Raw genomic sequence first — 25,590 nt, 5'->3', positions numbered from 1 at the left:
CGATACGTGCCTTTAACTTGGAAACACCTCACTTGTCACGCACTCCAGTTGTCCGGAGATGCGGTATTCCCCCGCTGAACAGGGAATGAAATACTGATCCCCTTTTTGCAAGAGACGTTGTTCAGAATGATTTGCCGAACGCAATTCCCCATGACCTGACACGACGGTGAGCAGCCGAAACGTCGGACTGTTGGATAAGCAGTAGTCCGCCCCCTTGATGTCATGATGGATGACCGTGAAGAACGGGACTTCCAGTAACGTCGTTTTCGTCCCAGAAGTCGTCGTCTCCTGAATCGGTCGGATCGTCAACGGTTCATCCGGAATCGTCGTGACAGCGATTGCTTTTTCGAGGTGTAGTTCACGTCGATTTCCATCCGCATCAAGACGGTCATAATCATACAGTCGATACGTCCGGTCACTCATCTGTTGAATTTCGAGCAACACGATTCCCGGACCAAGCGCATGAATCGTTCCACTCGGAATGTAGATGAAATCTCCTTTGCGGACAGACTGATGACGAAGACAGGCATCCCACTCCTTCCGCTCAGCACACGTCACGAGTTCTTCGCGACAGGACAGATGGTGACCGACGATGACTTCCGCCCCTTCCTTCGCCTCGAGGATATACCAACATTCATTTTTTCCGTACGGTTCCCCTTCCAGTCGTTTGGCGTCCGCATCATTCGGATGGACTTGAACGGATAAATATGACGAGGAATCGAGCAGCTTGACGTGTAAAGGAAAAGCATCCAATGCGTATGGACCAAACAAACTTGTCCGGTGATTCTGCCATAATTGATCTAACGTCTGTCCTTGATAGGGACCATCCGCTAAAGGAGTTCGTCCGCTCGGATGTGCCGAAACCGTCCAGCATTCTCCGATTGATCCTGCCGGTAAATCGAAATGAAACAACTCTTCAAGACGACGACCACCCCAAATCCGTTCTTTGAATACTGGCTCGATTTTATACATAGACACCGCGAACTCCTTGATTGAAAAAGGAGTAACGCCCACCTCCATTTCTTCAATTCGTTACCTTTATATACCCATTTATATACATTTATCAACAAAAGAATGGTACGCCACAGAAAAAAATCCCGCCTGAATGAAAGGCGGGATTTCGTTCTCAGTTCATAGCGTTTCGATGATTGTGAGCGGATCTGTCCGTTTTGTATAATCCGCCGGGACGTCAGCAATTGAAACTTTACCGGACGGCTGAATGATGAACGTTGCCGGTTTCGGCAACTGCCAGTCCTCGTTACCGTTATGGCCGGCAACGTCAAGACCGGATGCCTTGTACACGTCGATTAAATAGTCCGGCATGTCGAACACAAGGTCGAACTGACGGGCGACGACGTTATCGACATCACTCAACACTTGAAATGCCAGGTCATTTTTTTCCTGCGTCGAGAGCGAGTGATCCGGTGTTTCCGGACTGATCGCTACTAGCGTCGCTCCTTTTGCCTCAATTTTTTCTAATTCCCGTTGGTAGGCCCGGAGCTCCAAATTACAATACGGGCACCAGCCTCCCCGATAAAACGTTACGATGACCGGACCATCTTGCAGCAGTTCCTCTAACGACACGGACTGACCGGATGCACTCGGCAACGTGAAGCGGGGTGCCTCATCTCCGACGCTCAATCCTTTGGCACCATCTGATGCGGCTAACTCGTTTGTCGCTTGTGCCATCAGTCGTTGTTTTTCCTGCGGCGCCTTTTGACGAAATTGTTCTTGATACGCGCGGATTTCTTCGAGCAATGTAGACACGATGTGTCCCCCTTTATGTTTGTCTTACAGCATAGCAGGGACTTCCGCAATCTGTCCGTTATTTTGCTCCGTCCGGTTTTTTGCGGAATTTCTTAATGAAGCCCATCAGACTTTCCGGTGTCAGTTCGAGTTTATTTTCATAAGCGTATTTCGTCCCGTATCCGAGCGCGATTGTCGCCGTCGAGGCGACACCGGCCCCAATGATTGCTCCGTATCCTGGGACCATCTTCGCCAGTTGCCGGAACGCTGTTTTCCCGGAGTTGCCGACAATCGTCACGACCAATAACTCCTTCGCACTTTCCTTCGAGAGATTCCGCTCGTACAAATTTGACAGCTTCAGCATCAGTCCGATTTGAATCGATGTTAACGGAATGATGTCGGCTCCCGGAAACGGTACCGCTCCAATTGCTCCAGCTGCTGTCCCTGCTCCGACGATCCAGTTGTTCGCAATTTTCCCCCGCAACGCCGGATCGATCTCGCGAACAAACAGATTATCCTTGTTGAACTTTTTTAAAATGTCGAGCACCTCACGCCGCAGACGGTCAATGTTCGTCCCGTCCATCGCGGAGACCGGCACGACTTTCGGTCCCGGTAACTTCGATTCGATATGCGACAAAATCGTCGCGAGGTCGTTCGTCGCATCGATTTTCGTGACGACGATGACGATGTTTTTATTGTGGGCATAAATCTTCTTGAAGTTTTTTGTTTCCGTTTCCGATAAGACGGTCCCGGCGGCGTTCAAGAAGTAGAGAATGACATCCGCGCTTTGGTAAAACTTCCATGTCGTGTCCGAGTTTAGGCTGTTCGCATCGTTCAGTCCCGGCGTATCGACGAAGACGACCTTATCTTCCGGATGTTGCCGGATTTGATCGATCCGTGTCGTCTCCCCCGGTTTTGCTCCAACGGTCGCAACTTCCCGACCAAGGATCGCATTCAGCGTCGAGGATTTGCCCGCATTGACGTCCCCGATTAAAGCAACAGTCACTTCTTGTTCAAGTGACTGGTTAAAGTCGCGGCGTTCTGACTCAAACGATTGGTCAAACACTTCTTCGAGTTTTCGTTTGCGTTTCTGCTCATTGGTCTCAAGACCTTCTCCAAAAAAATCATCCATCTTTATCCCTCCTGAAAATACCTGCTGTCGGTCTTTTCCCGTTCTCCATTGAAATCATCCTTGAAAAGAAGGTCTATTTTCATCCGTTGGTGAATATTACCAGTAACTACTTACGAGATGAGGATCTGATCATGAAAACATACAGCGTCTTTTTGCTGACGGCTACCTTCTTATTGAGTGGCTGCACATCACCAACAAGTGATACATTGACCGTATCTTCCATTAAATTAAAAGCCGGTGAAAAAGTTTTTGCGGAAATCAATGATCAAGATATCGCTGCTTATCACTTAAAAGGTAAGCTGAACAAAAACTATCTGTTAAAAGGCGTGGAATATTTGCCGAACCACAAAGAACGGACACTCTTTTCCATGGAAATTGAACCAAAGAAATACGATTCGACACTCCGAGTCCTTCAATCCTCTTCAGCGAAATACATTCACTTTGGCGCGAATCTAGAAGGCGGAAGTATTCGTGCCCATGAAGCGTTAAAACAAAAACCAGTTGCCTTCAGCACTACGGGTCCTAGCTCGAACTTCACGCTGAGTGATTATGACGTGCTGTTGCTTCGTCATGTATCAACAAGTGGTAAAATCGAGACGCATTCACTCGAAGATATCCATGGTCCTGAGGATATTGATGTGAAGAAGGACGAACAGATTTTTGCGCTTGTTTTAAAAGCAAGTGAATGACTTTAATTTTTAAGACACAAAAGGGAGGCGGACACTAACATCCATCTCCCCTTTTCATATAATTCGCTTCGTTTTAAATCTGACTTCTGCGTTCCAGTAAAATCGTATCCCGCCAGACGCCGGCCAATTGTCCGATCCGTTCCCGCCGGCCGACTTCCCGGAAACCAAACCGGTGGTGCAACTTCAGACTGACCGTATTTTCCGGAAAGATTTGTGAATGCAACGTCCAGATCCCAGCCGCTTCACTCGCTTCGATGACAGCATGCATCAATGCGGTGCCGACTCCTTTGCCACGGGCATCTTCGTCAATATAAAGACTGACTTCCGCCACGCCCTGATAGGCGGGAATCGACGAAAAGGGACTAATAGCGACCCATCCGAGCATCTTCCCGTCTTCTTCCGCCACCAGCCGGCTGTGTATGTGATGATGGGCATCCCAGTAGTCAAACGACGGTACTTCCGTTCGAAACGTCGCATTCTGCGTCTTTATCCCCTGTTTGTAAATCCGACCGACTTCCGGATAATCGGCTGCGGTCATTGCCCGTACATTCATACTCTCCCACTCCTTGTTAAATCGATATCCGTTTGGAGTTCGACGTCCGGTTCGGTTTTCCTGTTAGTTAACCGTAAACGGGATCGGTTGCAAGGCCAGTGGTGTATTGAGCACAGTATTGCTGTACCCAGTTTCGAGATAATATTCTTCCCGCGTGTGTTCGGACGGTTCCGGCAGGCGGAACGTCGACCGGAACCTCTGTTTATTCGCATCTAGAACGGTGACTTTCGGCTTAATTTCTCGAACGTCCGGCGGTTCTGTTCCTTCAAAAAAGACCTTATCCAGGCTAAGATCTTGTTGCTTAAAACGTATATCGGACCGCCATTTCCTTTCCGAAGCGGTCGCCGTAATCAACAAATCCGAGTCGTTCGTACAGACGGTGCGCAACTTGATTGTCCAGATGATAACCGACTACAATGCATGCCACTTTCGGAAGCTGTTGCATTTCTACAAGCAACAACCGCATCGCTTCCCGTCCGATTCCTGACCCTTGATGACGGCGGTCAACCATCAAGCGGTAAATCCAGTAGCCATCCAGTTCTTCCCGCTCCGTATTGTACATCAAAAATCCGACCAACTCATCCGCTGCATAAATCGCCTGCATGACGAGCGCCGGCTCAAAACCGGCCTGAGCAATCGAGTAGACGTTCGGTTCTAAAAATCCCTGTTGTTCTGTTGTTAATTCGAGTGCACAACAGGCTTCCCAGTTCTCGTTCGTGACTGGTCGTAATTCAATCTGCATATCCATTCCCCCCGTTTTTTAGAAAACGGGTTACGCATCGCGCCCCGTTTCCTGTTTTGTTTGCGTCATGTTCACCATGATCGCCTCCTTTCGTAATCTTTTAATTATTATCGGATGGTATCCAGGATATGTTAAATCCATCTCATTACTTAGATTTTATTTCGAGGTTGTCCGAACTACCTCTTTCGTCCCAAGCAGCGTCACAAGCTGATCAAGCCGCTCGATCGTATAGGTCGGCATCAGTTCTGCCGGCGCCGCGGCATGAGTAGGATTAAACCAACATGTCGCAATCCCTGCCATAATGCCGCCTTGGATGTCTGCCGTCAACGAATCGCCGATAATCATGGTCTGTTCGCGCGTCGCATCCGGGATCCGGTCAAACACATAATCAAAAAAGGCCGCCATCGGCTTTTGATAACCGGTTTCTTCTGAGACAAAAACCCCGTCAAAATAAGGCGCGAGACCAGATCCTCTAAGTCGTGCCCGTTGTGTCACCGCGACACCGTTCGTCACGACATACAACTGATACTTCCCTTTGAGCACATGGAGGAGTTCGATCGCTCCTTCGATTAATTCTGTTCCACGGCTTAAGTAGGTCCGGTATCGTGCATCGATTTGACTGCCGTCGACCGTCCGGCCCTGCTCGGCAAAAAACGTCACAAAACGTGACGTAATCACTTCATTCCGTGTTACTTCTCCCCGTTCAAGCGCTTTCCATAAAGATTGGTTAATCGTCCGGTAACGGGCTTCCCGCTCTTCTGTCCACTCGAGCTGCTCGTCTTCAAACAATTGTCGTAAAGCAGAGCGTTCCGTCGCATCAAAATCAAGCAAGGTATGATCGATATCAAATAACAATGTCGTGTAATTCATTTATTAGGCTCCTTTTCGTAACATCCGTCGTTCAGTCAATTTGCCGCCGAGTTGGAACAATAAAACACCGCCGCCGATCAGAACCACACCGACAGCTTTTGTCCAGGTGAACGCCACTTGATCGAGTCCGAACCAGCCAAGTGTGTCCCAGAGTAAAGCAAACAGGATTTGTGAGACCATGACGATTGAGATCGCGTAACTCGGTCCGAGCTGTTGCACTCCTTGCGTCACACACAAAACGACGCCGACGCCGATAATCCCGCTGAACCAAAACCACGGTTGCATCCCGTTCATCGAAAAAAGTCCGCCGCCTTCAACGATCAATCCGATCGTCAGGGAAGCGAGGAATCCGAGACCTAACACGAGTGTCGTCGTCGCCCATGCCCCGACCCGTTCCTTGACCTTGGCATTAAATGTATTTTGGATACAGACCATCATCCCGCCGAATAAGGCGAGGACTATTCCAAGCGTCATCTTGTTTCCTCCTCACTCATAGATACTTTCGCCGACCCGTTCCGTCAGACCATTCCGGTCCACGATCGTAATCGTCCGGTTCGTCCGTTCAATCAAGCCGTCCTGACTGAATTGCCGTAAGACACGGTTGAGGTGACGATAACTCGTCCCGATCAAATCCGCCGCATCGACCAGATCACTGACCGGTAACGTCGGTGTTTCCGGTGTCATCGACAGGAGATAACTGGCGAGCCGGACCTCGACCGGATACAGCAGGTTAAAACTCATCGAATGCGACTTCAATTCAAACTTCATCGTAATCGTCTCGAGTAAAAACCGAAGCAGTGCCGGATTGTCCGTTCCCTTTTGCTCGAGTGCCGCATAGGAAATGCTGACTGCCGTGACCGGTGTGACGGCTTCGACTGTATTCATCAACGGGGTCCGGCGAACGTATTCGATGTCGCCGACCAGATCAAACGGATGCTTAAACGATAAGACGAGCCGTTTTCCAGTCGCCGACATATGGGTGATTTTCAGTTTCCCCTCGAGCAACAAGTACATCCGGTCCGCCGCATCCCCTTGACGGCACAACCAGTCTCCTGCTTGAAAAGCGACCGGTTGTAAATGCTCACGCAACCCGCCGGCAAACACTTCCGTCAATTGAAACCGTTCCAAATACTCGTCCAGTTGCGCTTGTTCCACGTTGTTTCCCCCTTACCACTTTAAGATCAGCACGCCGCCAATCATCATCAAGATTCCGATGACTTGCGGCAGCTGGAGCCGTCGTTTGATCATCCCGAACCAGCCGTTCCAATCAATTACCAAAGCTAATCCAAGCTGAGCAATCAGGAATAAAGAAATCGTCAACGTCACACCCATCAAATGAACGGCCGTCATGTTACTGAATAAGACCGCTGCCGCTAAGGCACCACCGGACAGATACAGCAATTTGACCTCTTTCATCTGCCGAAAGGTCCGGTCGCGTAAGATCAGTGTAATCAATAAAGCGACGATAAAACCTGTCATCTGAGTCAATGTCGCCGCTTGCCACGTGCCGATGCCGTTACTGATCCGGGCATTGGCAACGCTTTGGAGCGTCAGAAAAAAACCACCGCTGATTGCAAAAAGAACTCCCCGCATCCGTGTTCCTCCTCTCCTGATTTTTCTTATCTTCATTTAAACGGAATTTGAAAAACTGTTAAAGGACATTTGTCCTGAACAATCATTCATAACCTCTCCATGAAAAACCGCCTCATCGTGATGACAGGCGGCATCTCAATTAAATTTTTTTGACGAACTCCGACTTCAACTTCATCGCACCCAGTCCATCAATCTTACAATCGATGTCATGGTCCCCATCGACGAGGCGGATTCCTTTGACGCGTGTCCCTTGTTTGACGACAAGTGATGTGCCTTTCACTTTTAAATCCTTGATGACGGTGATCGTATCGCCGTCGTTCAGTACATTTCCGTTCGCGTCGCGGATGACGTTGGTTTCTTCTGCCACTTCCGTATCCGCAGCTGTCCATTCATGGGCACATTCCGGGCATACGAACAGGTTACCATCTTCGTATGTATACGTTGAACCGCAGTTCGGACAATTTGGGTATTCATTCATATCTCATTCCTCCAATACTTGATTGATTCTTTCACTTGAGTATAGCAAAAGAACAAACAGCTTGTTGCAGGAAAAAAGAGTTGGTTGGAAACAGACAAAACGGGAGACGGATGTTGGAATCCGTCTCCCGTTAGCATCTGAAACTGACTTTCGTGTCAGCCCCTGCGTTTATTCACTTTCCAGCTTTTTGATCGCTTCGTCGAGTTTTTCCTGATCCTCATCCGTCAGCTTCGGATACTGCGGGTCGATCTCACGCAGGACGTCGTTCATGACTTCCGTCACGATATAGCGTGTGAACCACTCGTCGTCTGCCGGCAGGATGTGCCACGGCGCGTGTTCCGTCGATGTATGTGAAACGAGTTCGGCAAAAATGTCCTGGTACTCGTCCCAATGTTCCCGTTCTTCGACGTCGCTGAACGAAAACTCGAAGTTCTTCTTCGGGTCTTTGATCCGTTCGAGCAACCGTTTTTTCTGCTCGTCTTTTGAGACGTTAAATAGAAACTTGACGACGCGGAAGCCGTTTTCGACGAGATACCGCTCAAAGTCATTGATTTGACGGTAACGCATCTTCCAGACATCTTGATCGTCCGGCACTTCTTCTTCTTCCAGTAAATCATGAATCCGCGGTGCGATAACTTCTTCGTAATACGACCGGTTCAAAATACCGACTTCACCTTTTTCCGGCAATCCTTCATGGATCCGCCAGAGATAGTCATGTTTTTTCTCCGTGTCGGATGGTTTCTTGACCGAAATCGTCCGCAAGCCTTGAGCATTCAAGTTCGAGAAGATATAACTGATGGCTTCATCTTTCCCGCCGGCGTCAATCGCCTGCAGGATGACCAAAATCCCGTTTTTCTCTTCCGCATGCAGACGCCAATGGAGTTCTTTTAACTCCTCGACGCTTTTTGGAATATGTGTTTCCAGTAATTCGTCTTCCGCAATCCGTTCTTCATCCGATGTCGGATAGTCCGATAATCGGATCGATTCACCTGGTGCCACACGATATTTTTTGATGTTCATGATAGTCCCCCTTGTTTTAAGTACGTAAGGGATATTTACCCAAAGCGTCTGAATCAGAAACGTTCAGATGAACTTATCTTTATCATAATCGCTGGGGCTAAACGTTCGTCAATTGTTTAAAATGGGTATCGAGCGCTGCTGCGACACGCAGACCAGAGATGACGGCACTCTCGACCCGTGTCCTTCCGGACGTATCTTGCGGGTCAAGGAAGGCATCTCCCGCGAGCCAAACAGGGTGCCGATCGAGCTTCAGATAAGGGGTATGGAAAACGTCCCGCGCCTGTGCATACCGCCAACGTTTCAGCTGTTTTGAAATTATTTTGACTGGTCCAAGTTGCTTCTGCAGTAACTGTTCGATTTCCGTAAGCGTCTTGTCTTCCCCTTTGTCATACCAGGCTTCACTCCAATCACCTGTCATATAGACGCTCAGGAGTGGGGTGGTTGAGACTTCTTTTTGCGCATTGTTGACGATTTTCAACATTCCGGATACGAGACCCTCGTCGAGTAGACCAAATTCGCCAATGTCGAATGCCTCTTGAAGCTCAAACAGCCCCACGAAAGTCGGCTCAAACGTCACTTTTTCGAGACGGGCGTGATCGGTCTCAACGAGCGTCAGTGGTGATGCCTTAAATAAATCATAGGCTTGCGGAACGGGTGCCGTTACGAGAATCGCATCATATGTCCGTGTTTGTTCAGACGAGATGGTCTGAAGACCGGGCTCATCCGATATGATTTGTTCGACTTGTTCGTTCAAGTAGACCGGAATCCCGTTGGCAATCGATTGAACGAGCTGATTCATCCCGTTGACTGCGATATAGCGTGGAAAATCATCGCCGAACCACTTCCGGATCCATCCTTTTTCGAGCCATTCGTCGACTTCTTGCGCGAGTTCGTCCGTCCGGACCGTAAAGAAGACGGCGCCATGGTCCGCTGTCCCTTGATTAATCCGTCTCGTCGCCATCCGTCCCCCGACACTCTGGCTTTTTTCGATGACCTCGACCGCATATCCTTCCGCCAACAGTTGACGTGCCGCAAAAATCCCGGCGAGTCCGCCACCAATAATCCCAATCCGTTTTTGTTGTTCCATCCAACTTCCCCCTCTACTTGCTTCATTTTTCCAAGTATAACGGTTTGCCGGTCAAACAACGTCTTTTAACGTTCTTCGAATATGCTCGTCCGTTCCAACTCTACCAGTAAGCGGGCATGGTTATTGTTAAAAAACTGTTGATGGTGTTCCAGTCCGCGCTTAACACACCAGCCGATTCCCGTCAGTGCTTCAAAGAGACGGTAGTACGGCAAATAGACTTCGATTGGTTCCGGTGTCCGGACCTGTCCGTATCCGTCTTGATAGGCATCAAGCAAGGCTCTTCCCCCTTGGAACACATCCCGATCGAGTTTCGTGAAGTCGATTTCCGTCGCCCCGAAACGTGCTGTCTCGAAGTCAATCATCCCCGTCAATGACTCGCCGTCTGCGAGCAGATTGCCGAGTCGAAAATCCAGATGAACGGCAACGGAGTCTGACGGAGTTGGTAACTCACGTTCACGCCGCTCTAATTCCGTAAAGGCGGCGTGATACAGAGCGGGTGATAAAACGTGTTGGATGGCCGGTTGGAACGAGGTCAATTTCGCGTTCCGAAAAACATGCCAGTCCTGCGAAGGAAACGCTGTAAATCCATCCTCGCTAAAATCGCCGTAGGCATCGCGTGTACAATTGTGGAGTGTTGCGTGCAACCGTCCGATTTGTATTGCCAGTGCCGGTGTCACTGTCTCGATTGTCGCACCATTTAATGCTTCCAGCACAAATGCACCCGTCGTCTGTCTGGTCGGTCGCGCCTCCATGAGAATCTTCGGCACAGCGACTCGATTGGCTAAATACGTCAACCAACCGTGTTCCCGATACCATTTGTCGGCAGTATAAGGTCGCTTTAAAAACACGGTCCGTCCGTCGCGCAGTAACAGCCGGTCGACGTCTGAACTGTAGGAATCGGTGACGGGAAAACTGTCTGCAACATCGAGGTCAAACCATTGGATCCATTCTTCCCGGGTCATACCGGATCCCCCAATCGTTTTTCGAGAATTTCGCCGGGCAACCCGTCAATTGGTCCCACATACGTCGAGTGGAATCCAAGATTCGTTAATATCTTTCGTGACGCCAGGTGATTTGGATCAATCGTTGCCGTGACGACGGTCAATTCATGTTCCGTTGCCAGTTCGAGCAATCGTGAGGCGAGCAATGATCCATACCCATTGCCCCATTGTTCCGGTAATAACATATACCCGAGTTCTGCTTCAAACGGTTGTCGTACGCTACGTGTGACATGACCGATGCCGATCCATGTTTCGTCCTGATAGACCACATACGTTCCGAGACGATCATGCCGTTGTCGTTCGATGATTGACGCAAACCGTCGTTTCGCTTCGCTTTCCGTTAAGGCGTGTTCCGTCCGCATGACCCGCTCATCCATGACGAGTGTCGCATAGGCGGGATAATCCGCTTCGTCCATCTTTCGCAGTTCAATCATGACTTCACTCCTTTTACATTCTATATTGATCGTGGATCGGTTCAAACAACTTCTCCGTTGAAGGACGGACCATCGCAAAATGTTCGACATTGTAATGACCATGCAAGACCTGGTTATGATGGGCAATCATCTGCTCTGCCGATAAAACAACGGATCCGTTTGTCGTATGTCCGTCGGCGACAAGTGTCACATCAAAACCGTTGACCGTTGCACTGCGGACAGCCGTGTCGATACAGTGTTCCGTCTTGCAGCCAAGGATGACCACATGTTCAATTTGTTGCTCTTTCAGATAACCGAGCAACGGGGTCCCATGGAACGAGTTGGTTGCGGCTTTATCGAACGTGACGGCATGATTCGGGATTTGAATCGACGGATGGACCAAAAAACCAGCTCCTTGTCCGTTCGCGACATCGAGATCCCGAATAAAGACAATGGCATGATGATCGTTGTGTGCTTCTTGCACGACCTGATTGATGACCTCGATGACGTTTTCCTTCGCATGCACACCGGATTCTTCGGGTGTACCTTCGACGAGATCGTTTTGAAAATCGATGATGAGTACCGCTTGTCGCATCGTAATGTACCTCCTTTTAGTTTCTTTGATACTCTTTTCCTTTTACCCCTGGAAAATCCTGTTTTTGTGAGCGAATTCAATCCTTCCTGAAACTTTTCGACTGTCTGATGCCTTAAGTAAAACGATAGGAAGGATGTTATGTCTGGAATTGTTGCAAGGTCTAACCCAAAAAACCGTACTCCCTCTATCGGAAGTACGGTTTTTTTGTGCTGGTGATTTACTTTAGCCTAAAATCAAACATATTCTTCAAGAACGAACTCCCGGACGACGTTTCAACCGATAATATTCTCCGATTCGGAACCCTACATACGAGGAATCCCACAAAATCGGATAGGCTGTCCGCTGATGTAAGTTCCAGTAACTGATAATCCGCTGCTCGATGCGTGCCATATAGACATCATCGGTTTGAACAAAGGAAGACAGTTGCATCTCTGACCAGTCATGTAACATCGGTTCAATCCTCTCGAGAATCTCGTAGACGTATTCTCCGGTCAATTCAATCAGATAGGGCAGCACCCAGTCCGCATCCGCCTGCTCTGCTTCCAGCCGTCGCACGTATTTTTCACGGATATACCCATCATGATGGCGCGTGTACAAACAATACAGCAACCACCGTTGTCGTTTCGTTAATGCTTGGATTTTTTCCTCTGGTACTTCCTCGAAGTACACACGGGACGGAAGAATCAACCGTTCTTCCCCACATGCGATCTCAATCGTTCCAGAAGTCGTTGTTCTGAATAATCGGCGTGGCAAAAGACGTGTCACGAGCCGTACATCGACCGCGCAGGACTGCGGAAAGGCTTGGACCCAGTTCCATTTTCTATTCATCTGCTCATTCCTCCTTTCCTCGCGCTGTCAGTCCATCAATTTTCCAACTGTTTTTCATCACTTCTTCTCCATGCCAATAGACGATGGCGTATCCGCTGTCTATTTGTTTCTTTTGTTTTGGATGCAGTTCGATTTCGCTATCGTAATCACAAAAAGCATATTGAAAATGAGTCACATTGGTTAGCTGTCGCATGAACTGAATCGCGATGTCTTCTAGTCGATCGATTCCTACTTCTTCAAAACGTATCTCGTCAAAAGACAGAACAAATCCAAAAAACTGCTGTTCTTTTTGAATACTAATCTGAATCGGAATCTCTTTCATTCCATGACAAACTTTGAGACAGACGGAAACTTCTCCGTAGTAATAACGGGTGAGCAGCGCATAGTCCAGTTCTTTCTGATTGTTTCCCACCCACTTCTCCCCGTCTTCGTCCAAAGAAACGCATGCGTCGAGCACCCACGCACCTTGCTTTTCAAGATAGTGAAGGAGTCGCCCCAGTTCCTTGTCGATTTTGTTCGTTTCGTCATAGACCAATCCGATATTGATCATAGGATGTCCCCTTCCCTTTTCAAATACGTTCCGGCATATAAAAACACCCTTCCAGATGGTTTCATCTGAAAGGGTATAGGATGAGTCAATTATTCGACTGTTACCGATTTCGCCAAGTTACGTGGCTTGTCGACGTCGCAATCACGGCCAAGTGCCGCATAGTATGAGATCAACTGAAGCGGTAAGACAGACAAGAGTGGTGACAAGAGCGGCTCGACTGCTGGGATGACGAACGCATCCGTCGGCAATTCGAGACCTTCCGCTGCGATGACACACGCGTTAGCGCCACGTGCGACGACTTCCTTGACGTTACCTCGGTTGTTGAGGTGAACGTGTGGTTGTGTCACGAGGGCGATGACCGGTGTGTTGTCTTCGATCAAAGCGATTGGACCGTGTTTCAATTCGCCGCCGGCGTAACCTTCTGCTTGGATATACGAAATTTCTTTGAGCTTGAGCGCCCCTTCCATTCCGACATACGCATCTTGACCACGACCGATGAAGAAGGCATTGCGTGATTCAGACAAGTATTCTGTAGCGATTTCCTGGAACCGTTCTTTTTGTGACATGACGGATTCCATCGCACTTGAGATCTTGCCGAGTTCTTTCATAAGATCGAAGTTGACGGCGACACCTTTTGCTTGAGCGAGGTCAAACGCAAGGACTGCGAGAACAGCGATTTGTGCTGTGTACGCTTTTGTTGAGGCAACCGCGATTTCAGGACCTGCATGCAACAAGAGCGTTGCGTTTGCTTCACGTGACAGGGTAGAACCTGCAACGTTTGTGATGGTGAGTGCCGGGTGACCGAGTTTTTTCGCTTCGACGAGAACCGCACGGCTGTCCGCTGTTTCACCTGATTGTGACAGGAAGAGGAACAATGGTTTCTCCGTCAAAAGCGGCATGTTGTAGCCGAACTCAGACGAGATGTGGACTTCTGTCGGGATACCCGCGATTTGTTCGATCAATTGTTTTCCGATCAATCCCGCGTGGTAGCTTGTTCCGCAACCGATGATGTAGACACGATCACGTCCAAGGACTAAATCACGGACTGACTGATCGAGTGTGATTTCGCCTGACTCGTTTTGGTATTTTTGAACGATGTTCCGGATAACTGCCGGCTGCTCATCCATTTCTTTAAGCATATAGTGTGCGTATGTGCCTTTTTCGATATCTGATGCATCGATTTCCGCTGTATACGCGTCACGCTCTTTGACGTTTCCGTCTAAATCCTGGATCGTGACACTGTCACGCGTCAAGATGATCATTTCGCCGTCATGCAACTCAACGAACTGATCCGTTACTTGAAGCATGGCCATCGCGTCAGACGCGACAACGTTGAACGTACCGTCACCAAGACCCACGAGAAGTGGTGATTTATTTTTTGCGACATACAAAACATCCGGGTTTTCAGCATCGATTAATGCAAGTGCATATGAACCGTGAAGGACACGAAGTGTTTGGCGGAATGCTTCCGTCACGTCACCTGTTGTTTCAAAGTTCTTTTCGATCATCTGAACGATGACTTCTGTATCCGTGTCGCTGAGGAGATCGACATTGAGTTCTGCTTTTAACTGCTCATCGTTTTCGATGACACCGTTATGCACGAGTGTGAAACGTGATGACGCACTTTGGTGTGGATGGGCATTCGGTACGCTTGGGACACCATGTGTCGCCCAACGTGTGTGACCAATCCCAACGAGACCATCTGCTTCTGCAGGAACGACTGCGCGTAGCGCGGCGATGCGGCCAACTTCTTTATGGACTTGAACGCCGTCGTTGACGAACGCAAGACCAGCCGAATCATAACCACGGTACTCGAGTTTTTCGAGTCCCTTTAATAAAATTTCTTTTGTGTTAACCTGTCCGATCATACCTACGATACCGCACATAATGTTTTTCTCTCCCATTTACAAGTATTTCCCTGAAGAGGAAACGGCTCTTGTCGAGAGTTGTCATGACACATCTGTTTGTCCGTCTAATCACTTAAACGATTTCAGATGAGTTTTTCGGTACTGACATGGTACCGGGAGGCATCCGCCGAATGATTCGATAAACCCCCACCTCGTCAGCTGCCTATCACATAGACAGCCCTGGCGCTTTTTGATTCTGTCTGACCCCGTTTCTGTCCGACTTTACAATCATACGAACTTTATTTGGAAAAAGCAAGAAAGGTAACGTATTTGTAACTATTCCCGATATTTTTCTAAACGATACCTCTAATACCTAGATTTTGTAAAAAACTCTTTTTTTATTTTTGCTCTGCTTTTTTGTCTTTTGTCTGTTTGATGATGCTTTTTTATCATGTGACACAGAAATGCATTTTTCATGCGACTTCTACAGGAAGAGGAAGCTCCGCTTCCGCCAGGAACAGGCAAGACCCGGTTGTCAAAGACGACAGCTAGCTTGCGTTCCGCCTGAGAAAAGCGCGTGAAAAAAAGCATTTTGACAGAGTCAGTTTGAAAGCTGTCATAGTCCCTCTGACAATCCGTCCAACAAAAAAAGGAGCGGATTATTCATCCGCCCCTCCGATTCACTCAGTTTTCTTGTAACGCGTAGTTTTCACGGACGACGTTCGCAATCCGTTCGACATACATGTCACACGCTTCTTGCGAAGGTGCTTCCGCCATGACACGGACAAGTGGTTCTGTTCCGGACGCACGGACGAGAATCCGACCGTTGCCGGCCATTTCCGACTCGACTTCCGCAATGATCGCTTGAACGGCTGGACCGTTCATCGCACCATTTTTATCCGACACGCGGATGTTGACGAGACGTTGCGGGAAGACCGGCATCTCGGCTGCCAGTTCCGACAATTTCTTGCCCGTCGCCTTCATGATTTGCAGAAGTTGGACGCCTGAAAGCATGCCGTCTCCTGTCGTCGAATAATCCATGAAGATGATGTGCCCTGACTGTTCGCCACCGAGTGTATAGTTGTTTTTACGCATTTCTTCGACGACGTAGCGGTCACCGACCGCTGTTTGTAATGCTGTCATACCGTGGGCTTCAACTGTTTTGTGGAAACCAAGGTTACTCATGACCGTCGCGACGATCGTATTGTCTTTCAAACGACCGATTTCGTTGAGGTATTTTCCACAGATGAACATGATTTTATCGCCATCGACGATTTCACCGTTCTCATCGATTGCAATCAAACGGTCACCGTCGCCGTCAAACGACAGACCAACGTGAGCACCTTTTTCAAGGACGAATGCCGCCAAGTGTTCCGGATGCGTCGAACCAACACCTTCATTGATGTTGAGACCGTTTGGTGTCGTACCGATCGTCGAGACTTCCGCTTCCAAGTCACCGAACAGACGTGGCGCAAGACTTGAAGTCGCTCCGTGCGCTCCGTCGATTGCGACATGGATGCCTGAGAAATCTTCATCCGATGTCTGACGTAACATATGAAGGTACTTTTGTGCCCCTTCATAGTAGTCATGAACGAATCCAAGTTCTTTGCCTGACGGACGTGGTAACGTATCTTCCACTTCATCCAGTAAACCTTCGATTTCAAGTTCTGTTGCGTCATCAAGCTTAAAGCCGTCTGACCCGAAGAACTTGATTCCGTTGTCTTCAACCGGGTTGTGTGACGCGGAAATCATGACGCCTGCAGTCGCATCCATTGTTTTCGTCAAGTAGGCGACGCCGGGTGTCGAGATGACACCAAGACGCATGACTTCTGCTCCGATCGATAGGAGCCCTGCGATCAACGCGCTCTCAAGCATTTGTCCAGAGACACGTGTATCGCGACCGATCAAAACTTTCGGACGTGTACTTTCGTGTTTCGTTAAGACATATCCACCTATCCGACCAAGACGATATGCCAGTTCAGGTGTCAATTCTACGTTTGCGACGCCGCGGACGCCGTCAGTTCCAAAATACTTACCCATGTTCTATTTCCTCATTTCACAAAGTTGATTTAATTGGTTTGGACCGATGTCCGGGGAATCGCTTTTAGTGTGATATCCATATTATCCGGACGCAAGACGTCAAAGGCTTTCGACGTCTGGTACGAAATCGGTAATCCGTGTGTTCCTTCTTTTAAACCGGTCACATCGATGACCGCTTTGATATCCGTTGCATCAATCGACGCAAGATCCGCTTCACTGCCACGGACGACAAGATCAATCGTCTGTTCATAGTCAATCGTATACTTCGCCTCGTCAAATCCGTTCAGCGTGACCGGAATACCGGAAATCGTTTTTTCGGCCCGATCTTCGACTGTTTCCGTCGTCGCTTTGGCATTTTCCTTTTCGACGACGATGCTGACCGTGATCGATGTTGGTTCCATCGCTGTCACGTTATCCGGTTCGACCAGTTTGACCGTCCGATCCACCGTCTTCGTTAAACCTTTTAAGGAGACTGCTTCCGTATTGACGGAACCAATCCGGGATAACTCCTCTTTTGTTCCGTATAACCGCGCTTCCGTGATGACAGGAACGATTTTGACGACTTTATAACCCTTTTTGACCGCATCTGTCGTCTCGACATTGATCGGAACGGTTTTGCTTTCTTTATAGACCGGCACCGTGACATCCAGTTGTTCTGGGTCATAGGTCGCGCTGATCGTATTTCCGTTCGCATCCGTCGCTTTGACGTTAAACGATTCCGTAAAGGTCTCCGCTCGTCCCGTCACGTCAATCGGAACTTGAATCGCCGTGATGGCTTGAAGTTTTTCTGCCCCGCCCGTCACAGACACCGTTTGCCGCGTCGGCTGTGCTTCGCCGACGACATATCCTTCGGCAATCTTGTTTTTATTTAAGAGTGCGACTTGGACCGGGACTTCTTTTGTGACTTTTTTATCAAGGAAAACTTCGATCGTTTCTTGTTTTGGGGTCACTTCGACGTCCTTGCCAAATCCATTCGCCGCTAAGCGGACACGATGATACCCGGGATCAAGTCCCGTCAAATCAATCGATAGACCAAAGTCTTTGACGAGCCGTAACATCGTTAAGCTGCTGGACGGTCCTTTGACCGTCGTTTCAATCGTTTCTGGAATATTATAGGCGACCCACTGCGTTTCATCATAATTGACGGTCACCGGTACGTCAAACTTTGCTGATCCTTGACCGGCAATCGGTAACAGACTGGCGGCATCACTTTTTCCGGTCGAATTCGACCCAGCCACCATCAAATACAGCATGATGGCGAGCAAGACGGCAACGATTCGAAGGAACCAGCGTTCATTGAACCATTTTTCGAACATTATTTTTTCGCCCCCATCCAGTTCAAGAAGGAAGTATTCGTCGGTTCGACTTTGACGATCGTCTCAAGCAGCTTCGTTCGGAGGGATTCTTCATCCAGCTCTCGGTAAAGACGACCATTGATCGCAAGTGAGACACCACCTGTTTCTTCCGACACGACCAGTGTGACACTGTCCGTCACTTCACTGACACCGATTGCTGCCCGGTGGCGTGTCCCAAGATCCTTTGAGATATGTGCACTCTCAGAAAGCGGCAAGTAGCAAGCTGCTGCTGCGAGTTTCCCTTGTTGGACGATGACCGCTCCGTCATGGAGTGGTGTGTTCGGGATGAACAGGTTGATCAGCAACTGACTCGTGATTTGTGAACCAAGCGGAATGCCCGTTTCGACATATTCACTGAGCCCCGTCTCCCGCTCGATCGTGACCAGTGCCCCGATTCGACGTTTTGACATGTACTGAGCCGACGTGACTAACGCGTCGACGATCCGGACTTGCTCGTCTTCATCACTGATGGCGCTGCGCGAGAAAAATTTGCTCGTCCGTCCGAGGTGTTCGAGTCCCCGGCGTAACTCCGGCTGGAAGATGATGATGATTCCGAGCAGGCCGTACGTAATGATTTGGTTCAGCAGAAATTGTAACGTCTTCAGTCCGAAGAATCCGCTTAAGAACCAGCTGATCAAAATGACAGAAATCCCTTTGATCAATTGGACTGCTTTTGTTCCTTTGACAATGATCATCAAACGGTAAATGACGAATGTCACGACCGCGATATCGATCACATCATTAATATAATCGTACCAATGTACGTTTTCTCCCAGTTTCAACAATTGAAATTGAAGTGGTTGCCAGTTGAAGTAATTCACCAACCGTGCCCCCTATCTCATCTGATTTAAACAGCTTTCATTATAGCACAAAGGGACGAGTTAGACTCGTCCCACCTGATTCATTCAAAGATTCGTTTAATTCCGTACCAGACGCGTTCAAACAGCTGATCGATCTGCTTGATCTCGCCCGTGACGTTTCCGGCGCTTGCTGTGTAGGCTTTCCCGTCTACCGTCGTCACGTTCCCGTTGACTTTCCCTTCGATGCGGACGTTTCCACCTTCGACGTAAAGGTCTTGGTCGACCGTGACCCCTTCCGGTACGACGACCTCGCCATTTTCAGCGACGATTCCAGGGACGTTCGTATAGGACAAGTCCTGTTCTTCTTGCGTCAAGTATCCACCGAGACTGCCGACGGATAACAGCATGAAGACAGACGCTGCAGCCAGTAACGGATACTGTTTCATCTTGCCGCCGAAGCGAGATGATGAGCGAAGCGGAGTTACATTCGGATGTTCCACCTGTTCGGGCAATTGTGCCAGCACGCGGGATGTAAAGTCCGCCGAAAGCTTGGGTGCTGGAAGCGTGCGTAACTCTGCATCGAGGAGCCGATACTCTTCGAACTCGTTCATCGCATCCGCTTCCCGTAACTCCGCTTCAAGTCGTTTGAAGTCTTCTGGGGGTTGATTCTGATCTAAATAATCCTGTATCCGTTCGTACACTTTTTCTCGTGTCATGGTGAGTGCCTCCTTCTCATCGTTTCCCAAAATGCTTTTTCAATGCTTCCCGTCCACGATGAATTCTAGTTTTGACAGTAGCAACAGGTAAATCAATCAGTTCGCTGATTTCTTTGAGCGATAAATCTTCAATGTATTTCAAGACAAGCGGAATCCGGTATTTTTCCGGTAAACCGGCAATCGCTTCCCCAACGTCTTGCCGTTGTTCAGAATCAATCACTTGATCTTCGGGGAGCTGGTCCTTACTTTCTAACTGGGAGTACAAAGTCAGTCCTTCTGTTCCTGACATTTCAGCATCAAGCGAATAGTCGGGACGTTTTTTTCGAAGTCGATCAATCGAGACATTCGTCACGATTCGGTACAACCACGTCCGGAACTTCCATTGGGCATTGTAAGAGTCAATTTTCGTGAATACCCGAATAAAGGCTTCCTGTGTCGCATCTTCTGCTTCCATCCGGTCACGCAGGACGCGGAATGCAACTAGAAAAGCACCTTCTTTATATAGATCAACAAGTGCCGCAAATGCGTCACGGTCTCCCTGCTTCACCCGTTCAATCAAACGTAGTGTTGTTTCTTCCACTTTCAAATACCCCCCGCTCTATGCGGTCAATCTCTTATACGGAGTCGACCTACATAATGTTTCATCTCAATTTGAATTGTAACAAAAAAAACTTGAACTCTGACGAAAAGAGTTCAAGTTCCATCCATTATTTTACTAAACGGTGGTTCCGCATATACTGGAGTAAGTTTCCAATCAATTCGTTGGCAAGGAGTGCCGTCCCGTTTCCTTCTTCCAACAACGGATTAACTTCGACGAATTCAGCTGCGATGAAGTCCTCTTGTTCCGCACAATGACGTAAGACCGTTTTCGCGTCATCCAGTAGGATTCCGTCTGCGACACGCGTCCCTGTCCCTTCGACCAGACTCGGATCGAGGCCGTCCATGTCGAAGCTGAGATAAAAGGCATCCGTCGTCTCTTTCAGATAGGCGATCGCTTCTTCCATGATCGTATCCATTCCCCGTGTCCGAATCGCTTCCATATCGTAGACGCGGATCCCAAGACGATCAATCAATTCCTGTTCCCCTGCATCGACATCCCGTAAGCCGATGAACACAAGGTGTTCCGGTTGTAGTTTGACGTCACTGCCACCAATCTCCGTTAAACGTTGATGCCCTTCCCCTAATGCGACGGCAAGCGGCATCCCGTGAATGTTACCTGATGGTGACGTATCGGGTGTGTTTAAATCACCATGCGCATCAAACCAGATGACTCCAAGACGTGGCACGACTTGTTGGAGCCCGGCAATCGTTCCGATCGCCATGCTGTGATCGCCACCGACAAGTAATGGAAAACGTTGCTCCGTCAGCGTATCACGAACGATTAAATGTAAATCGTTTGTCGTATGGACAACACCTTCTAGGCGTTTCAGTTGCGGATCTTCTTCCCGGACTGCATCCTCTGACAAGACAGCCGCTTCCCCGTAGCGGACCGCTTCTTGACCGTGTACTGCCAGTGTCTCAAATAACCCCGCTTGTTCGACAGCAGCCGGTCCTTGTTCCGTCCCCGGTTTTCCTTGACCATAACGATACGGTACGCTGATATATGCAATGTTCATCACGTATTCCCCTTTACTCAGTAAGTTATCTCAATTGTAAGCGGTAACAACCAAGTGGTTCAACTCGACATGATGACGCATGATTATACAGAACCCCAACAAAAAAGCACCGTGAGTAAACTCACAGTGCTTTCGCGTACGTACTTTAAGTGCAGGCATTTCAAGTATAAAAAAACTTAAGACGAACGAAACTCGCTTAAGATCTTTAAGCAAAATTGGTGGAGCCTAGCGGGATCGAACCGCTGACCTCCTGCGTGCAAGGCAGGCGCTCTCCCAGCTGAGCTAAGGCCCCTCAAAAACAAAAAGCGGAAGACGGGATTCGAACCCGCGACCCCGACCTTGGCAAGGTCGTATTCTACCACTGAACTACTTCCGCAAAATATGAGCCATGCAGGATTCGAACCTGCGACCCTCTGATTAAAAGTCAGATGCTCTACCAACTGAGCTAATGGCTCGACATGGTGGGGGGGGGCGGATTCGAACCGCCGAACCCGAGGGAGCGGATTTACAGTCCGCCGCGTTTAGCCACTTCGCTACCCCCCCAGTTTGTCTAGGAACTTATACAATTGAAAAAAAACAGTGCCGGCAACAGGAGTCGAACCCGCGACCTACTGATTACAAGTCAGTTGCTCTACCAGCTGAGCTACACCGGCAAAAAAAGAAATGGTGACCCGTACGGGAATCGAACCCGTGATACCGCCGTGAAAGGGCGGTGTCTTAACCGCTTGACCAACGGGCCATTGGCTCCGCAAGTAGGATTTGAACCTACGACCTACCGGTTAACAGCCGGTTGCTCTACCACTGAGCTATTGCGGAATAAGTAAAATAAATGGCCTGGCAACGTCCTATCCTCACAGGGGGAAGCCCCCAACTACTTTCGGCGTTCAAGTGCTTAACTTCCGTGTTCGGCATGGGAACGGGTGTGACCACTTGGCTATCGTCACCAGACGACAGGGCTCGCGCCCTCAAAACTGAAGTCATCAACAAGATCATCTGCTAGAACAAGGCCTCGACCGATTAGTATCACTCAGCTCCGCATGTCGCCATGCTTCCACCCGTGACCTATCTACCTCATCGTCTCTGAGGGGTCTTTCTTGATTACTCAAAGGGAAATCTCATCTTGGAGGGGGCTTCATGCTTAGATGCTTTCAGCATTTATCCCGTCCGCACGTAGCTACCCAGCGATGCTCCTGGCGGAACAACTGGTACACCAGCGGTGCGTCCATCCCGGTCCTCTCGTACTAAGGACAGCTCTCCTCAAATTTCCTGCGCCCACGACGGATAGGGACCGAACTGTCTCACGACGTTCTGAACCCAGCTCGCGTACCGCTTTAATGGGCGAACAGCCCAACCCTTGGGACCTACTCCAGCCCCAGGATGCGATGAGCCGACATCGAGGTGCCAAACCTCCCCGTCGATGTGGACTCTTGGGGGAGATCAGCCTGTTATCCCCAGGGTAGCTTTTATCCGTTGAGCGATGGCCCTTCCATGCGGAACCACCGGATCACTAAGCCCGACTTTCGTCCCTGCTCGACTTGTAGGTCTCGCAGTCAAGCTCCCTTCTGCCTTTGCGCTCTACGAATGATTTCCAACCATTCTGAGGGAACCTTTGGGCGCCTCCGTTACTGTTTAGGAGGCGACCGCCCCAGTCAAACTACCCGCCTGACACGGTCCTCCAGCCGGATGACGGCTGCGAGTTAGAGACTCTATGCATGAAGGGCGGTATCCCAAGGGTGACTCCTCCGAAGCTGGCGCTCCGGTCTCGACGTCTCCCGCCTATCCTGTACATCATGCACAAAGCCTCAATATCAGGCTGTAGTAAAGCTCCATGGGGTCTTTCCGTCCTGTCGCGGGTAACCTGCATCTTCACAGGTACTATGATTTCACCGGGTCTCTCGTTGAGACAGTGCCCAAATCGTTACGCCTTTCGTGCGGGTCGGAACTTACCCGACAAGGAATTTCGCTACCTTAGGACCGTTATAGTTACGGCCGCCGTTTACTGGGGCTTCGGTTCAAAGCTTCGCTTGCGCTAACCCATCCCCTTAACCTTCCAGCACCGGGCAGGCGTCAGCCCCTATACGTCATCTTGCGATTTAGCAGAGACCTGTGTTTTTGCTAAACAGTCGTTTGGGCCTATTCACTGCGGCTCTACTCAATGTAGAGCGTCCCTTCTCCCGAAGTTACGGGACCATTTTGCCGAGTTCCTTAACGAGAGTTATCCCGCGCGTCTTAGAATTCTCATCCCGCCTACCTGTGTCGGTTTACGGTACTGGCACCTTCCACCTCACTAGAGGCTTTTCTTGGCAGTGTGAAATCGTGACCTTCGTCCCTACGGGACTCCGCATCGTTCCTCGACTTTGATGCCTGACGGATTTGCCAATCAGACGGTCTCGAAACTTACACATGCACTTCCATCCGCATGCGTCACTATCCTCCTGCGTCCCCCCATTGTTCAAACGGTGGATCGGTGGTACAGGAATATCAACCTGTTATCCATCGCCTACGCCTTTCGGCCTCGGCTTAGGTCCAGACTAACCCTGAGCGGACGAGCCTTCCTCAGGAAACCTTGGGCTTTCGACGGAGGGGATTCTCACCCCTCTTTTCGCTACTCACACCGGCATTCTCACTTCCAAACGCTCCACTGCTCCTTACGGTACAGCTTCACAGCGGTTTGGAACGCTCCCCTACCATTCCTTACGGAATCCGCAGCTTCGGTGGTATGTTTAGCCCCGTTACATTTTCGGCGCGGCGCCACTCGACTAGTGAGCTATTACGCACTCTTTGAATGGTGGCTGCTTCTAAGCCAACATCCTAGCTGTCTAGGCAGCGCCACATCCTTTTCCACTTAACATACACTTTGGGACCTTAGCTGGCGGTCTGGGCTGTTTCCCTCTTGACTACGGATCTTATCACTCGCAGTCTGACTCCCGAGTATAAGTTGCCGGCATTCGGAGTTTAACTGAATTCGGTAACCCTGTGGGGGCCCCTAGTCCAATCAGTGCTCTACCTCCGGAACTCTCAACCTCGAGGCTAGCCCTAAAGCTATTTCGGGGAGAACCAGCTATCTCCAGGTTCGATTGGCATTTCACCGCTACCCACACCTCATCCCCGCACTTTTCAACGTGCGTGGGTTCGGACCTCCAGTCAGTGTTACCTGACCTTCATCCTGGACATGGGTAGATCACCTGGTTTCGGGTCTACGACAACGCACTATGGCGCCCTATTCAGACTCGCTTTCGCTACGGCTCCGCCTCATCAGCTTAACCTCGCGCGCTATCGTAACTCGCCGGTTCATTCTACAAAAGGCACGCCATCACCCATTAACGGGCTCTGACTACTTGTAGGCATACGGTTTCAGGATCTATTTCACTCCCCTTCCGGGGTGCTTTTCACCTTTCCCTCACGGTACTGGTTCACTATCGGTCACTAGGGAGTATTTAGCCTTGGGAGATGGTCCTCCCGGATTCCGACGGGGTTTCACGTGTCCCGCCGTACTCAGGATCCACTCTGGAGGGAAAACAGTTTCAGCTACAGGGCTGTCACCTTCTTCGGCCGACCTTTCCAGGTCGTTCACCTACTGTCTTCCTTTTTGACTCCGTATAGAGTGTCCTACAACCCCGGAGAGCATGCTCTCCGGTTTGGGCTGTTCCCGTTTCGCTCGCCGCTACTCAGGGAATCGCATTTGCTTTCTCTTCCTCCGGGTACTTAGATGTTTCAGTTCCCCGGGTCTGCCTCACGCTACACTATGTATTCATGTAACATGTCCCATCCCATTACGGATGGTGGGTTCCCCCATTCGGAAATCCTCGGATCAAAGCATACTTACTGCTCCCCGAAGCATATCGCTGTTCGTCGCGTCCTTCATCGGCTCCTAGTGCCAAGGCATCCACCGTACGCCCTTCATACCTTGATCTAGCAT

The 25,590-nt window shown here is 49.6% G+C and carries 25 protein-coding genes, 7 tRNA genes and 2 rRNA genes; 1 reads left to right on the top strand and 33 read right to left on the bottom strand.

The window, feature by feature from the left end:
- Positions 1-12: 12 nt before the first annotated feature.
- The 3 genes from P404_RS0109105 to P404_RS0109095 form a co-directional block, all read right to left on the bottom strand.
- Positions 13-972 (bottom strand): type I phosphomannose isomerase catalytic subunit, encoded by a 960-nt coding sequence (locus tag P404_RS0109105; RefSeq protein ID WP_026830542.1) that lies wholly within the window; start codon positions 970-972, stop codon positions 13-15.
- Between the two features lie 159 nt (positions 973-1,131).
- Entirely contained in the window at positions 1,132-1,767 is a 636-nt protein-coding gene (locus tag P404_RS0109100; RefSeq protein ID WP_026830541.1) for a peroxiredoxin-like family protein, read from the bottom strand.
- Between the two features lie 58 nt (positions 1,768-1,825).
- Complete coding sequence (locus P404_RS0109095) at positions 1,826-2,878, bottom strand: YcjF family protein (protein WP_026830540.1); 1,053 nt, start codon at positions 2,876-2,878, stop codon at positions 1,826-1,828.
- Positions 2,879-3,009: 131 nt separating this feature from the next.
- On the opposite strand from P404_RS0109095, the gene P404_RS0109090 reads away from it, so the two are divergent.
- Positions 3,010-3,567, top strand: a complete 558-nt coding sequence (locus tag P404_RS0109090; RefSeq protein WP_014969199.1) for a putative periplasmic lipoprotein — start codon at positions 3,010-3,012, stop codon at positions 3,565-3,567.
- A gap of 73 nt (positions 3,568-3,640) precedes the next feature.
- Here P404_RS0109090 and P404_RS0109085 read toward each other — a convergent pair whose 3' ends face one another.
- From P404_RS0109085 to P404_RS0108940, 30 genes are all read right to left on the bottom strand, one after another.
- Positions 3,641-4,120, bottom strand: a complete 480-nt coding sequence (locus P404_RS0109085; protein WP_026830539.1) for a GNAT family N-acetyltransferase — start codon at positions 4,118-4,120, stop codon at positions 3,641-3,643.
- A gap of 301 nt (positions 4,121-4,421) precedes the next feature.
- Positions 4,422-4,862 carry a GNAT family N-acetyltransferase gene (locus P404_RS0109080; RefSeq protein WP_026830538.1) on the bottom strand — a complete coding sequence of 147 codons (441 nt, stop codon included), beginning with the start codon at positions 4,860-4,862 and terminating at the stop codon, positions 4,422-4,424.
- A gap of 156 nt (positions 4,863-5,018) precedes the next feature.
- A complete protein-coding gene (locus P404_RS0109075; RefSeq protein ID WP_026830537.1) occupies positions 5,019-5,732 on the bottom strand; it encodes a YjjG family noncanonical pyrimidine nucleotidase in 714 nt (237 codons plus the stop codon).
- A 3-nt stretch (positions 5,733-5,735) separates the two neighbouring features.
- Entirely contained in the window at positions 5,736-6,206 is a 471-nt protein-coding gene (locus P404_RS0109070; RefSeq protein WP_014969193.1) for a DMT family transporter, read from the bottom strand.
- 12 nt (positions 6,207-6,218) lie between these two features.
- Positions 6,219-6,887 carry a Crp/Fnr family transcriptional regulator gene (locus tag P404_RS0109065; RefSeq protein WP_014969192.1) on the bottom strand — a complete coding sequence of 223 codons (669 nt, stop codon included), beginning with the start codon at positions 6,885-6,887 and terminating at the stop codon, positions 6,219-6,221.
- Positions 6,888-6,899: 12 nt separating this feature from the next.
- On the bottom strand, positions 6,900-7,325 hold the full coding sequence (locus P404_RS0109060) for a DMT family transporter (protein ID WP_014969191.1): 426 nt from the start codon (positions 7,323-7,325) through the stop codon (positions 6,900-6,902).
- A gap of 139 nt (positions 7,326-7,464) precedes the next feature.
- A complete protein-coding gene (locus P404_RS0109055) occupies positions 7,465-7,803 on the bottom strand; it encodes a zinc ribbon domain-containing protein YjdM (RefSeq protein WP_026830536.1) in 339 nt (112 codons plus the stop codon).
- A 168-nt stretch (positions 7,804-7,971) separates the two neighbouring features.
- Positions 7,972-8,823: a PPK2 family polyphosphate kinase gene (locus P404_RS0109050; protein WP_026830535.1), complete on the bottom strand. Its 852-nt coding sequence runs from the start codon at positions 8,821-8,823 to the stop codon at positions 7,972-7,974.
- Positions 8,824-8,920: 97 nt separating this feature from the next.
- Positions 8,921-9,910: an NAD(P)/FAD-dependent oxidoreductase gene (locus tag P404_RS0109045; protein WP_026830534.1), complete on the bottom strand. Its 990-nt coding sequence runs from the start codon at positions 9,908-9,910 to the stop codon at positions 8,921-8,923.
- Positions 9,911-9,975: 65 nt separating this feature from the next.
- The gene (locus P404_RS18025) at positions 9,976-10,872 is read right to left on the bottom strand and encodes a phosphotransferase enzyme family protein (protein ID WP_026830533.1); all 897 of its coding nucleotides are present in this window, start codon (positions 10,870-10,872) and stop codon (positions 9,976-9,978) included.
- Positions 10,869-11,345 (bottom strand): GNAT family N-acetyltransferase, encoded by a 477-nt coding sequence (locus P404_RS0109035; RefSeq protein ID WP_026830532.1) that lies wholly within the window; start codon positions 11,343-11,345, stop codon positions 10,869-10,871. Before P404_RS0109035 ends, P404_RS18025 begins: the two co-directional genes overlap by 4 nt.
- 13 nt (positions 11,346-11,358) lie before the next feature.
- Complete coding sequence (locus P404_RS0109030) at positions 11,359-11,919, bottom strand: isochorismatase family protein (protein ID WP_026830531.1); 561 nt, start codon at positions 11,917-11,919, stop codon at positions 11,359-11,361.
- A 246-nt stretch (positions 11,920-12,165) separates the two neighbouring features.
- Positions 12,166-12,747, bottom strand: a complete 582-nt coding sequence (locus P404_RS0109025) for a PLC family EF-hand domain-containing protein (protein ID WP_026830530.1) — start codon at positions 12,745-12,747, stop codon at positions 12,166-12,168.
- A 4-nt stretch (positions 12,748-12,751) separates the two neighbouring features.
- On the bottom strand, positions 12,752-13,297 hold the full coding sequence (locus tag P404_RS0109020) for an Imm64 family immunity protein (RefSeq protein WP_014969183.1): 546 nt from the start codon (positions 13,295-13,297) through the stop codon (positions 12,752-12,754).
- Positions 13,298-13,386: 89 nt separating this feature from the next.
- Positions 13,387-15,183, bottom strand: coding sequence for a glutamine--fructose-6-phosphate transaminase (isomerizing) (glmS, locus tag P404_RS0109015; protein WP_014969182.1), 1,797 nt, complete (start codon positions 15,181-15,183; stop codon positions 13,387-13,389).
- A 645-nt stretch (positions 15,184-15,828) separates the two neighbouring features.
- A complete protein-coding gene (glmM, locus tag P404_RS0109010; RefSeq protein WP_014969181.1) occupies positions 15,829-17,184 on the bottom strand; it encodes a phosphoglucosamine mutase in 1,356 nt (451 codons plus the stop codon).
- Positions 17,185-17,213: 29 nt separating this feature from the next.
- Entirely contained in the window at positions 17,214-18,500 is a 1,287-nt protein-coding gene (locus P404_RS0109005; protein ID WP_026830529.1) for a CdaR family protein, read from the bottom strand.
- Positions 18,500-19,360 (bottom strand): diadenylate cyclase CdaA, encoded by an 861-nt coding sequence (gene cdaA, locus P404_RS0109000; protein ID WP_014969179.1) that lies wholly within the window; start codon positions 19,358-19,360, stop codon positions 18,500-18,502. Before cdaA ends, P404_RS0109005 begins: the two co-directional genes overlap by 1 nt.
- A gap of 80 nt (positions 19,361-19,440) precedes the next feature.
- Positions 19,441-20,055: an anti-sigma factor gene (locus P404_RS0108995; protein ID WP_014969178.1), complete on the bottom strand. Its 615-nt coding sequence runs from the start codon at positions 20,053-20,055 to the stop codon at positions 19,441-19,443.
- 16 nt (positions 20,056-20,071) lie between these two features.
- Entirely contained in the window at positions 20,072-20,635 is a 564-nt protein-coding gene (gene sigW / locus P404_RS0108990; RefSeq protein ID WP_014969177.1) for an RNA polymerase sigma factor SigW, read from the bottom strand.
- A gap of 127 nt (positions 20,636-20,762) precedes the next feature.
- Entirely contained in the window at positions 20,763-21,671 is a 909-nt protein-coding gene (gene rocF / locus P404_RS0108985) for an arginase (RefSeq protein WP_014969176.1), read from the bottom strand.
- A gap of 216 nt (positions 21,672-21,887) precedes the next feature.
- Positions 21,888-21,963, bottom strand: a tRNA-Ala gene (locus tag P404_RS0108980).
- 12 nt (positions 21,964-21,975) lie between these two features.
- Positions 21,976-22,047 (bottom strand) — tRNA-Gly (locus P404_RS0108975).
- A 6-nt stretch (positions 22,048-22,053) separates the two neighbouring features.
- Positions 22,054-22,126, bottom strand: a tRNA-Lys gene (locus tag P404_RS0108970).
- Between the two features lie 4 nt (positions 22,127-22,130).
- Positions 22,131-22,214 (bottom strand) — tRNA-Tyr (locus P404_RS0108965).
- A 37-nt stretch (positions 22,215-22,251) separates the two neighbouring features.
- A tRNA-Thr gene (locus P404_RS0108960) sits at positions 22,252-22,324 on the bottom strand.
- Positions 22,325-22,335: 11 nt separating this feature from the next.
- Positions 22,336-22,410, bottom strand: a tRNA-Glu gene (locus P404_RS0108955).
- Positions 22,411-22,412: 2 nt separating this feature from the next.
- A tRNA-Asn gene (locus P404_RS0108950) sits at positions 22,413-22,487 on the bottom strand.
- A 16-nt stretch (positions 22,488-22,503) separates the two neighbouring features.
- A 5S ribosomal RNA gene (gene rrf, locus P404_RS0108945) occupies positions 22,504-22,619 on the bottom strand.
- Between the two features lie 49 nt (positions 22,620-22,668).
- Positions 22,669-25,584, bottom strand: a 23S ribosomal RNA gene (locus tag P404_RS0108940).
- Positions 25,585-25,590 lie beyond the last annotated feature (6 nt).

Origin of the sequence: Exiguobacterium antarcticum DSM 14480, assembly GCF_000685865.1 — a bacterium.
GTDB classification, from domain to species: domain Bacteria; phylum Bacillota; class Bacilli; order Exiguobacteriales; family Exiguobacteriaceae; genus Exiguobacterium_A; species Exiguobacterium_A antarcticum.
The sequence above is the reverse complement of the archived record's forward strand: the minus strand, read 5'-3'. Positions and strand labels throughout refer to the sequence as shown.